We start from the raw sequence: 11079 nt of genomic DNA on the forward strand, positions 1-11079 counted from the left end.
ATGCGCCGTACAACCCTGAGCCTGACCCTGACCGCCGCCCTTACGCTTGGCGGCTGCGACTTTGCGCCGCATTATGTGCGGCCCGCTTTGCCAGTGCCGCCGACCTTGCCCGCCGCCAGTCCCGATCCGAGCGCGGTCGATCCGGCCGATGTCGCCTGGCGCGATTTTTTCACCGAGCCCCGGCTGCAGAAACTGATCGAGCTCGCGCTCGCCAACAACCGTGATCTGCGGATCGCGGTGGCGAACGTGGCGCAGAGCCGTGCCCAATTCGGCGAACGGAAGGCCGAACTCTTCCCGACGATCTCGGCGTCCGGCAGTGCCACATTCGAGAAGCAGTCGCGGGGCCAGCTTGCAACCCAGGGTGTTCCGACTTCGGGCGTATCGACCCCGCGCCGGATCGACATCTATCAGGGCAGCATCGGCATCTCCTCGTGGGAGATCGATCTGTTTGGCCGCCTGCGCAACCAGAGCAAGGAAGCGTTCGAGACCTATCTGGCCAGCGAAGAGGCGCGCAACGCTGCGCAGGTTCTGCTGATCAGCGAGGTCGCCACCGCCTATCTGACGCTCGGCGCCGATCAGGCGGGGCTCGCCGTTGCAACCGCCACCGTCACAAGCAATCGGACGATGCTCGATCTCGCCCGGACCCGCCTAAAAGTTGGAACGGCGAGCGAGCTGGACGTGCGGCAAGCGCAGACCAGCTACGAGAGCGCGCTTGCCGACAGCGCACGGCGCAAGACGCTGGTCGCTCAGGATCTCAACGCGCTCCAGTTGCTGGTGGGCGCGGCGCCGCCGGCCGAGCTACTTCCCAACGGCCTGCCCGAGAACGGCGCCACCATCCCCCATCTGCCGGTCGCTCTGCCGTCGATGGTACTGTTGCGCCGCCCCGACATCGCGGAGGCCGAGCATAAGTTGCGCGCCGCCAATGCCGATATCGGCGCCGCCCGCGCCGCTTTCTTTCCGACGATCAGCCTGACCGCGGCGCTCGGCACGCTCAGCCCAGCGCTGTCGGGCCTGTTCGGCAGCGGCAACGGCAATTGGTCGGTCGAGCCGCAGGCGACTCTTCCGATCTTCGATTTCGGCAAGAATGCGGCTAACCTTCGCTATTCGAAGGCATCACGCGATGTCGCCATCGCGCAATATGAGAAGGCGATTCAGACCGGTTTCAAGGAAGTTGCCGATGCCCTGGCGCAGCGCGCGACGATCGGCGACCAGCTGGCCGCCCAGACTGGGCTGCAAGAGGCGGCGGCAGCAAGCCTGCGCCTGTCGGACCTGCGATACCGCACGGGCGTCGATCCGTTCCTGACCGTGCTGGACGCGCAGCGCACGCTCTATTCGGCACAGCAGACGCTCGTCACGACACGGCTGACCGAGCAATCCAACATGGTTGAACTCTATCGCTCGCTGGGCGGAGGGCTGCGATGAACCCCGCGCCTTTCCGGGATCGAAGGAAGCAGGCTTGAAGGCGGACCCTCTCGACAGTCTTTATCATGGCCGCCGAACGGTCGACGAACTGGTCGGCGCACTGGCGGCCGATAATCCCGCGGCGGCCATGGCCCACAAGGAGCTTTCGCTGATGCACCTCGATCGGTTCATCGCGGCGGTAACCGGACTGGCGGATACCATCGATCAGCATAGGGGGCCGCCGCCGGCCGGCGCGTGAGCGCTGGTCAGGTGACCAGATAGCCGCCGTCGACGGGGAGGATAGCCCCGTTGATGTAAGAGGCGGCGGACGAACAAAGCCAGGCAACGACCTCGCCGACCTCTTGCGGTTCGCCCATGCGGCCGGCGCGGGTTCGCGCGACCACCGCCGCCATCGCTTCTTCCGGCGCGGGCGCGGTCATCGGTGTTCGGATGGGGCCGGGGGCGACGGCGTTCACGCGCACCCCCTGCGGGCCATAATCGTGCGCCGCCGCCCGCGTCAGCCCGACGACGCCATGCTTGCTCGCCACATAAGGCGAAGACAGGCCCGCGCCCTGCAACCCCCAGACCGAAGCCGTGTTCACGATCGCGCCGCCGGACGCGATTAGGTGCGGCATCTGATATTTCATGCAGAGGAAGATGCCCGTCAGGTTGACGCCGATCACCCGGCTCCAGTCGGCCTCTTCAATGTCGGCCAAGGGCGCCATCGCCGAAATGCCGGCATTGTTGTGGGCGAAGTCCAGGCGGCCGAACGTCCGAATCGCCGCATCGATGCCCTCGCGGACCGATGCGCCGTTCGAGACATCGATCTTGGTCGTGAGCGTCTTTGCCCCGAGGCCTTCCACCATCGCCGCGGTTTCTCCCATGTCCGATACGTCCCACAAGACGACCGATGCGCCCCGCGCGGCGAAGGCGAGCGCGCTGGCGCGTCCGATGCCGCCCGCCGCGCCCGTCACCAGCGCCACCCGATCCGTAAATTCCGCCGCCATGGCTTATCTCTGCTTGGTTAATGTCGCTGCCGGGAAGGCGCGACGGCTAGGTCGCGGTAAAGCCGCCATCGATGCTGATCGTCGCGCCGGTCGTGAAGCTGCTTTCCCCCGACAACAGCCATTTCACGGCCTTGGCGATCTCTTCCGGCAAGGCGAAGCGGCCCAGCGGATGTGCCTTGCGAACCGCCTCCATCATCGGAAGCAGCGCGGGATCGTCGAACTGCCGCCGGAGAAGCGGCGTATCGACAGCGCCGGGCAGCACCGCGTTGACGCGGATGCCGAGCGGCCCACCCTCGATCGCCGCCGCGCGCATCAGGCCGATCACGGCGTGCTTCGATGCGATATATTCGGCCGCATTAGGCACCGCGACCTGCCCCAGGATGGACGAGGTAAGCACGATCGATCCGCCGGAGGCCATGGCGGGAATCTGATGCTTCAGACAAAAGAACATGCTGCCGAGGTTGATGTGGAGGACGCGATCCCATTCCGCGGCATCCAATTGGGTCAGCGGCTTGCCGTGCTGCTCGATGCCGGCATTATTGAAGGCGCCGTCGAGGCGGCCGTGGCGCTCCAGCGTATGGGCGACGAGTGCGGCAACCTGATCCTCCTGCGTCAGATCGGCCCGGAAGAAGGAGGCATCGGCGCCCCATTGCGCGAGTGCCTCGTCCCCCGCGGGCGTGATGTCGGTCGCCACAACATGGACGCCCGCCGCCACCAGTTCACGGGCAGCGGCCCCGCCGATGCCGCCCAGTGCGCCGGTGACGATGATCACCTTGGCTTCGAGCGGGCGCAGTCCGGCTTCCTCCCGATGCGGTGAATGCTGCGCCATCAGGTTTGCGGGATGGCGGACAGCGTCAGATATTCATCGATCCGGCTGATGCGCCCCTCTGTGACCCGGCATATCAGGCACATCGGGATACGAACCGGCTCGCCATCGAAGGTTGCGCTCAACACCTGCTGCCGCACAAAGCCATCGGAGAGCAGATCGGTGCGCTTATTCTCGTAAACACGGTTCAGAAAGCGCGGAAAAAAGAAGGCCTCCAGACCCGCGATATGTTCGGCGCCGGTCATTTCGACCTGTTGGGCGTTGTTCCAGATCCGCATCTGCTGGCCATAGCATTGGGCGATGGTGGCGGAGTCACCGCGTTCGAGCGCGGAAAAGAATGCCTCGTCCAGCCTCAGATACTCTTCAGTCTCGGTCACACCCATCCCCCAGGGCACCGGCAGCTTATGCCGCGGCGGCTAATGGCATTTTCAAGCCTTGTGGAGGCACGCTTTGCTCGTTCGGAAGCATGAAAACAAATAGCGTGTTGCTATGCTTGCCATTTCCACACGAAATGGGCGGCCGAGCGCAGACGTCCGGGTCTTCGGCCACAGCGACCGACAGATATACCGTGATCGAGTTGGCTTTAAGCTATTGCAGCGATCGTTGCGCCGACGCCGTATTCGCCATCGCTGCGGCGCCGATATTGGCGCTGACGGACACGCCGACCCGCCGGGCCAGCGCATGGCTGATCCGCCAGCGCGCCGCGTGCCGAAGCGTGAGATCGAGATCATAAAACGCCGCGACCGCGCTGTTCTCGTCCATATCGAGAACCTGGCAATAAGCGTGTACGGACATCTCCTTGCGGGTATTGCACCGCTGGATGATCGGCGCGGTGATGAGATGCCGCCAGGCGCCATGCCCGCGCTCATTCACCATTGAGGGCAGGGTCGCCAATTCGGCAGCGCCGCACAGCCTATTGCCGTCAGCACATTCGAAAACGCCATCGGTCGTGAAAAGATCGGCCCAGCACGCGCCGCGGTCATGATCCAGGAAATGCGAAAAGTGGCTCAACAGTTCTTGAACGTCGAGCCTGGTTTGGATGTCGATCGTAGAAATACAGACCATGGCGCTCTCCAGCTTGCTATTTTTTGGACGCTTATTGCGACTCTCGCCGCCTTGTACGCGAGAGTGCGTCCGACGGAAATAGCGGGACTGCGACCGGGCTGATCTAGGCGCGGAGGCGGACTTCGACCGTATCGTTGACAACGCGCACGTCATAGCTTGCCAGATCCACATCGACCGGATCGCCGGCGCACTTGCCGTTGCGAATATCGAACAGCCCCTGATGCAGCGGGCATTCGATCAGGAAGCCGTCGAGATATCCATCCGACAACCGCGCGAGGCCGTGCGTGCAAATATTGGAGGTCGCGAAATAGTCTCCGTCGACCTTGTAGATCGCGATCTCCGCACCGTCGACGTTGCCGACCGACGGCTGATCCTCACTAACATCGCCCGTCGCCGCCACCGGCGTCCATTCATCACTCATTGGCTTCTCCTGTAGAGCGGTTTTAAGCGGGGATCGGCGCCTGCGCCAGACGCGCCAGCGGGATGCTTGGATCCGTGAGCGCGGCGACAGGGCCGCTCCAGCCCGCGGCGATCATCTTGGTGGCGGGCCGGATATCGCGGCCATTGTCGATCGTGGTCGCGGCGATCAATCGGTCGCCTTGCAGATGCAGCGTCGTCGCTCCCCGCTCGACATGGCTGTCGGCGAGCCCGGGCAAACCGGCGACCTGGATGTTGACGCCATGCTGGTCCGTCCAGAACCAGGGGATTTCGGCATAAGGCGAGGTGTCGCCCAGCATCGCCCGCGCGGCGTGTGCGCCGTGCCGCCGGGCATGCTGCCAGGCTTCGACCCGGATGGGCTCGTCCGCCAGCGGATGGACGAGCCGCGCGACATCGCCCGCCGCGAAGACATCGGCGACGCTGGTCGCGCAATTTGCATCGACCAGGATGCCCTGATCCACCGCGCAGCCCAGCCGGCTCGCCAGCAGGTCATTGGGAACGACACCGATCGCCGCGACCACCAAGTCTGCGTCGATCCGGTCACCATCATCGAGGGTCAGCTCGGCGTACCCATCGACCAATTTTGCAGACGCGAGCCCCACGCCAAGCCTGACGTATACGCCGGCGGTGCGGTGAAGATCGAGCAGCATCTCCGATGTGCCCGCCGCCAACGCCCGCGCCATCAGGCGCGGGGCGGGTTCGATGACCGTCACAGTACACCCCAGTTTGATGGCCGACGACGCGACCTCCAGACCGATCACGCCACCGCCGACGATCACCACCGATTGCGCCCGCGCCAACCGCGATCGCAGCGCTATCGCCTCCTCCCAATTGCGGAGATAGGTCACGAGGCCGCCGAGCGGATCGAGCGAGGGCAGATGCCGCGGCGCGGCGCCCGTGGCGATCAGCAGCTTATCATAAGGGACGACACATCGCTCCGCGCCCCGCACGATCTCGGCGCTATGCGCGGCCGCATCCACCGACTCAACGCAGGCGCCGAGCCATAATTCGATCCCGCGTTCTTCGAGCCATTCCGCGCTGCGGATGTGCTCCACCGGGCAGGCATCCTCGGTCAGCACCGCCTTGGAGAGCGGCGGCCGCGCATAAGGATGGTGCGGCTCCTCTCCGACGACGAGGACACGCCCGACGTGGCCTGCTTCGCGCAGCGCCCCGGCGGCCGCGATCCCGGCTTCGCCCGCGCCGATAATCAGCATTGCCGTCATGATCGGCTTCAGATCGGGTAGATGATCGAGTTGGGAATCATCTCGCTATCGAACACGCACAATTTCTCGGCAAACCGCAGGCCGTCGTCTGTGTTAACGATCCGATCGATATAGCGGCCGGTATTGAATACCTCCGACATTTCGTTGCGCTTGGTCCGGAACACGACATAATTGGCCTCGACGAGCAGCGCGTCCCCGTCCTCCTCGATCCGCATCGGCCCGAGAATATGGCGCTGATAATAAGGCGCATGAAACAGCGTGTTGATGACCCCGTAGACGCGGTCTTTCATCATGCCGCGGCTTTCGAGCGACATCGTCGCCAGCGGCAAGCCGCGATCATGGTTTTCGCGCGGGATCAGCACATAGCGCCCGTCCTCGATGAAAAAATCGGGCCAGTCATCGAAGCGGCCATTATCGAGCGCCGAGGTGTAAGCGGCGTAAAGCTGCTCGATGGCGAAGCGAACGGATGGATCGATCACAGGTCCATCACCTTGCGATAATAGCCGTACATGCCGCGGATCAGCGTCTCGGTGACCATATGCTCGGTATCCGCGACATCGGTTCCGCCCAGCTCGGCATAAGTCTCGTTCGCCGGATCCTGTTCGAACCCCTGCTGCGAAAATTCGATGACCTCGCCGTCATCCGCCGAAACGAACCCTGCCGGGCCGAAGAGGTTCGCCTGACGCAGCCGCCGCCGCGTCATCTCGGGGGTGTCGTCCTTGAAGCCGAAATGCGTCCAGACAAAATCGAACTTGCCTGGCCCACGCGGCTGGATCTGGCGGGTCGAGACCGAATTGACCTGTTGCTGGAGGATCAGGCTGGGGAAGATCGTCGTCATCACGACCGTCGGCCCCTTCCACCATTCCTCGGGCACGATATCGAGCATGCGATCGTCGTTGAGCGCCATGTCGGCCTTGAAGCTGGACACGTTCTGCGTGACCTCGCCGCCGCCGCCCGCGTTCTTGGCCGAGACCATCGCCGCATGACGGCCATGCTCATCCATGATCATCCGCGAGCTCTGGTCGGCACGCCACAGCCCGAAGGTGACGAACCAGGTATGCAGTAGCCCCGGATGATAGGGGTCCTTGATATTCTCCTGCATCAGCTTCCAATTGCCGGGAATGCGCTGGCGCGAATAGCCGAGCAAAGTCAGTTCGCGCCCGTCGAAGGTGCGCTCAAACCACTCGAGGATCTTGGGTCCGATATAATCAAGCAGCGGCGGCGTGTCGGCGCTGAAGGTTGCGAAGACAACGCCATTATGCTCGGCGACGTGGAGCTTGGTCAGGCCGTGCTGCTTGGTATCGAAATCGGCGGGCATGCCGCCTTGGCCCTTGAAGCCGCGGCGGAACGGCAAGCCCGTCAGATCGCCTTTCAGATTGTAGTTCCATTGGTGATAGGGGCAGATGAAGCTCTTTACCGTGCCGAACCGCTCCTGGCAGAATTTCACGCCGCGGTGCGCGCAGTGATTTTCGACGACGTTGATCGACCCGTCGGGATCGCGGACCATGATCACCGAGCGCTCGCCGATGCTGGTCTCCTTATAGTCACCCGGCCCCGAAATCTCGCACGAAAGCCCGACATAGCTCCAGTGCGGACCATAGAAGATCGCCTCAAGCTCGCGCCGGTAGACGTCTTCATCGGTATAGAGCGGATAAGGTATCCGCGAGACGTTGGCCGACTGCCAATCGTGAGGAAAATGCCGAGTCATTGTGCACGAAGCTCCGGGATGCCGTGCTGGATATTTAGCAGCGTATTGTCTAATGGACAATAGCGATCGATGAACGGACTAACGGGAAGGTCCGCCCCAATGGCCCCCAAGGTCGAGTGTCAGGCCACGGCATGTCGTCAGCAGAGCGGCCGCCCGTTCGGCGTCCACCACGGGAGGTGTCGCATCCGAGGCGATGATCGCAAGGGCGGCGATGATCCGTTCGCCCGCGCCAAGCACCGGGCTCGACATCGCCCGCAACCCCGGAATGACCCTATTGTCGACGGTGGCGAAATGAGCCGCGCGCACGCAGCCGCGCTCCTCGGCGAGCTTCGGATCGTGATCCGGCGCCGAAATGCCTTCGCTCTTCAACAGGGGAGCAAGCAGCGGATCGGCAAGAAAGGCGAGAAATATCTTTCCGGTCGCCGACGCGGTCAGGGGCAGCACCGATCCAATCGTGAGTGCGGTATATACCGGCGGCGTACCATGATACCACCGGATGATGGTCGGTCCGCCGATCGCCCAGACGGCAAGAAGCACTGTGCCGCCGCAGCGCCGGGCAAGATCGCGGGCTGCCTCATCGATCTGCGCGATTGGATCGAGCCGGGCGAGCGCTGCCAGGCCGGTGCGGAGCGCGGTCGGCCCAAGGTCATAAAGGCCGGTCGCCGGATCCTGACGAACCATGCCGCAATTGACCAGGCTGGAAATATATCGGTGCGCTTGGCTGGAATCCAGCCGCGCCACGCGTGCGATATCCTTCAGGGAGGCGGCCGCGCGAAGTTCCACGACGGCCTGGAGAACCGCGACGCCTTGCTCGACGGAATTGATGCCGCGCCGCCTCGCGCCGCTGAGTTCAAAGGGCTCGGAAAACGGCTCCATCGCAATAGCTTTATCCTCCAGCCGCCGGCCCGGCTAGACCGGGCGCTTAGGCAGCGCGCCCAAATACCACCTCACCGACTGCACTATAATGCAGCGGCATCAGCCCTTTTATCGTTTCATACGCAATAGTTGACCCTATTGGGCAGCCCGCGCTACTTGATTCCCGTCAAGGGGTGGCCGTGCTTTTTCGGTCCATAAGATCTCCAGAGGTTGGCGTGACCGAGAAAGCCGTTTCAAAGACCCTCTTCAGCTTCGAGCTATCCGAACATCTCCCTTACCTGTTCAAGCATATTCATTCGCAACTTGAAGTTGCGTCCGCAGGTCAGTTGGCGCGGTTCGGAATAAATGTTGCGGTATGGCGGATTTTGGCCGTTCTTTGGCAGCATGATGATCTTTCTCACCGCGAACTGTCCGAGCTGACGTCGATTGAGGTATCGACCTTGTCGCGGATCAGTAAATCCGTTCAGCGTGACGGGCTGATCAAGCGCAAACGAACACTGCAGGATCAGCGCACGGTTCGCGTGACGCTGACCGAGAAGGGACGCGCGATCGTCAATGACGTGATTCCCTGGGCGCTGGGAACGCAGGCCGATATGATCGCCGGTCTCTCGCCGGTCGACGTTTCCAACCTCACACGCATTCTGCACGTCATCGTAGAAAATCTGAATCGGTTTTCCACAGATGACGATCTGGAGATCGGCAGCCCGGCCGAGCCGGAGCGCGCGAGCCGATCCCGGCCCGCCGCACCGGCCCGCGTAACGCCCACCGCGCTGGCGCGGCGCAAAAGCGTATCCGCCGCCTGACCAGCGTTCCGGGCGGCTCCGCTACCCGGCGGCGTGTGGGAAGAGACGGAGCGCATTGCCGCGCTCGATCTCTCGCAACTCCGCCGGGCTGAAGACGCGCGCCAAGCGCAATTCCCGGCTCGTGACTTCCGCAGTCTGGAACTGATAGTCCGTCCCGTACAGGATCTGCGATATCGGCATGACCTGCTTAAGCGCACCGAGAACAACCGCGTTGCTCGCCTGCGCGGTATCGAAATACAGCCGCCGCAGCTCAGCCAGCGCGCCCGCGGGCGGCTGTTTCGCCGGGAACATCGCGACGCCCTGCGTCTCGATCCCCGGTACGATTTCGCCATGGGTGCCGCCGAGGAAGCGTTCGATCACCGCCATCGTCGCACCGCCACCGTGTGAAAAGATGAATCGTACATCCGGAAACCGCGTGGTCGTGCCGTTGAAGATCAGGCTGGCGATGCAGCGGGTCGAATCGGCGCCATATTCGATCAAAGTATCGGGCACGCCCGCGACGAGGTTGCGGCAGCAGGCGGCGGAGACCGGGTGGACGAACACCACCGCGCGACGCCGGTTGAGCTCGGCGAAGAGCGGATCGTAATAAGGATCGCCGAGCCAGCGCTTGCCATCGTTGGTGAGGAGAACGACGCCGTCGGCATGGAGCGTGTCGAGCCCGTAGGTCAGTTCCGCAAGGCAGACGTCGATATCGGGAAGTGGCAGATCGACGAGCAGGCGGAACCGGCCGGGATGATCGGCGACCAGCCGCGCGCCTGCGTCATTGATCGCGCGTGCGGTCGCCGCCCGCGCCGCGGCGGACGGATCCGGAGGAGCAAACCACGAGAGCATCGCGGTCGCGACGCCGCCCCGCGCCATGTCGTCCAGGTCTCGCGACAGATCCCAGCGGCCCGGCATCGCCGGCCCCGTCTTGCCCTGCGCGAGCTGCGACGGGTCGAAATGATGGTGAACGTCGATGCGGTTCGCGACCATGCCGCCTTGCGCGGCCTCGGCCGATCCTCCCAGGCTTAATCCGAGCCCCGCTCCCAACGCTGCACCCGCCCCGGTGAGGAACGATCGGCGCGAATGCGCGCAGCCGCATAGGCCTGTATGGGGTGTCGAAAGATCCGTCTGATTGATCATTGTCCATCTCCTTGGTCATGCACTTCGACGCGCATTTTGCGTTGGCCTTGTTGGACGATAAACGGATTGCGTTTCAAGGGAAACGATTGCAGACGCATGTATCGAAATTGGAACGGCGCGAGCTTTGGCGGGGGTGTAGCGTGCCGTCGGCTCGGAGCCAGGAGCGGAGTTGAGGGCATGAGGATTTTGCGGTTTGCGACGCCGGACGGCGCGCGGCTGGGCGTGGTGCGGGGCGAGGACATCGTTGCGCTGGAAGCGCTGGCAGGCCGCTATCCGACGATGCGGGCGCTGATCGCGGGCGGGGATGCTGCGCTGGATGCGGTACGCAAGCTTGCCGCCGATGGTCCGGTGGCGATGCCGCTGGCGGACGCTGAGCTGCTGGCGCCGATCGAGCGCCCCGCCAAATATCTGGCGATCGGCATGAACTATCAGCAGCACCGCGAGGAAGCGCAGCGCGCGGGCGTGGCGACGCCGGCCAAGCAATTGTGGTTCAACAAGCAGACGACCTGCATCACCGGCCCCTATGACGCTATCGATCCGGGCGTGACCGAGAAGCTCGATTACGAGGCCGAGCTCGGCGTGGTGATCGGCAAGGGCGGGAAGTATATCT

14 protein-coding genes are annotated in these 11079 nt (G+C 63.7%); 4 read left to right on the top strand and 10 right to left on the bottom strand.

Translation table 11 applies throughout. From position 1 onward, the window contains the following. Both FHS31_RS14360 and FHS31_RS14365 read left to right on the top strand, forming a co-directional pair. A complete protein-coding gene (locus tag FHS31_RS14360) occupies positions 1–1422 on the top strand; it encodes an efflux transporter outer membrane subunit (RefSeq protein WP_167074739.1) in 1422 nt (473 codons plus the stop codon). Between the two features lie 34 nt (positions 1423–1456). Continuing rightward, positions 1457–1660 carry a hypothetical protein gene (locus FHS31_RS14365; protein WP_167074740.1) on the top strand — a complete coding sequence of 68 codons (204 nt, stop codon included), beginning with the start codon at positions 1457–1459 and terminating at the stop codon, positions 1658–1660. A 7-nt stretch (positions 1661–1667) separates the two neighbouring features. On the opposite strand, the gene FHS31_RS14370 is transcribed toward FHS31_RS14365, so the two are convergent. The 9 genes from FHS31_RS14370 to FHS31_RS14410 form a co-directional block, all read right to left on the bottom strand. Beyond that, positions 1668–2408, bottom strand: a complete 741-nt coding sequence (locus FHS31_RS14370; RefSeq protein WP_167074742.1) for an SDR family NAD(P)-dependent oxidoreductase — start codon at positions 2406–2408, stop codon at positions 1668–1670. Between the two features lie 46 nt (positions 2409–2454). Next, complete coding sequence (locus tag FHS31_RS14375; protein WP_208408742.1) at positions 2455–3237, bottom strand: SDR family NAD(P)-dependent oxidoreductase; 783 nt, start codon at positions 3235–3237, stop codon at positions 2455–2457. After that, on the bottom strand, positions 3237–3611 hold the full coding sequence (locus tag FHS31_RS14380) for a nuclear transport factor 2 family protein (protein ID WP_167074744.1): 375 nt from the start codon (positions 3609–3611) through the stop codon (positions 3237–3239). The genes FHS31_RS14375 and FHS31_RS14380 overlap by 1 nt, the downstream gene beginning before the upstream one ends. 211 nt (positions 3612–3822) lie before the next feature. Further along, positions 3823–4470 (bottom strand): nuclear transport factor 2 family protein, encoded by a 648-nt coding sequence (locus FHS31_RS14385; protein ID WP_341786367.1) that lies wholly within the window; start codon positions 4468–4470, stop codon positions 3823–3825. Then, positions 4403–4720, bottom strand: coding sequence for a non-heme iron oxygenase ferredoxin subunit (locus tag FHS31_RS14390; protein ID WP_167074748.1), 318 nt, complete (start codon positions 4718–4720; stop codon positions 4403–4405). Before FHS31_RS14390 ends, FHS31_RS14385 begins: the two co-directional genes overlap by 68 nt. Positions 4721–4742: 22 nt before the next feature. Further along, positions 4743–5960 (bottom strand): NAD(P)/FAD-dependent oxidoreductase, encoded by a 1218-nt coding sequence (locus FHS31_RS14395; protein ID WP_167074750.1) that lies wholly within the window; start codon positions 5958–5960, stop codon positions 4743–4745. A gap of 8 nt (positions 5961–5968) precedes the next feature. After that, positions 5969–6439 carry an aromatic-ring-hydroxylating dioxygenase subunit beta gene (locus FHS31_RS14400; protein ID WP_341786368.1) on the bottom strand — a complete coding sequence of 157 codons (471 nt, stop codon included), beginning with the start codon at positions 6437–6439 and terminating at the stop codon, positions 5969–5971. Then, the gene (locus FHS31_RS14405; protein WP_167074752.1) at positions 6436–7668 is read right to left on the bottom strand and encodes an aromatic ring-hydroxylating dioxygenase subunit alpha; all 1233 of its coding nucleotides are present in this window, start codon (positions 7666–7668) and stop codon (positions 6436–6438) included. The genes FHS31_RS14400 and FHS31_RS14405 overlap by 4 nt, the downstream gene beginning before the upstream one ends. Positions 7669–7746: 78 nt before the next feature. After that, entirely contained in the window at positions 7747–8544 is a 798-nt protein-coding gene (locus tag FHS31_RS14410) for an IclR family transcriptional regulator (protein WP_167074754.1), read from the bottom strand. A 215-nt stretch (positions 8545–8759) separates the two neighbouring features. Between FHS31_RS14410 and FHS31_RS14415 the strand changes: the two genes are divergently transcribed. Beyond that, positions 8760–9347 carry a transcriptional regulator, SarA/Rot family gene (locus FHS31_RS14415; protein ID WP_167074756.1) on the top strand — a complete coding sequence of 196 codons (588 nt, stop codon included), beginning with the start codon at positions 8760–8762 and terminating at the stop codon, positions 9345–9347. Between the two features lie 21 nt (positions 9348–9368). On the opposite strand, the gene FHS31_RS14420 is transcribed toward FHS31_RS14415, so the two are convergent. Then, positions 9369–10469 (bottom strand): amidohydrolase family protein, encoded by a 1101-nt coding sequence (locus tag FHS31_RS14420; protein ID WP_167074758.1) that lies wholly within the window; start codon positions 10467–10469, stop codon positions 9369–9371. Between the two features lie 177 nt (positions 10470–10646). Between FHS31_RS14420 and FHS31_RS14425 the strand changes: the two genes are divergently transcribed. Beyond that, positions 10647–11079, top strand: a 433-nt coding sequence (locus tag FHS31_RS14425; RefSeq protein WP_167074775.1) for a fumarylacetoacetate hydrolase family protein, incomplete at its 3' end; no start/stop codon positions are given.

This window comes from Sphingomonas vulcanisoli, assembly GCF_011761305.1.
Lineage (GTDB): Bacteria > Pseudomonadota > Alphaproteobacteria > Sphingomonadales > Sphingomonadaceae > Sphingomonas_I > Sphingomonas_I vulcanisoli.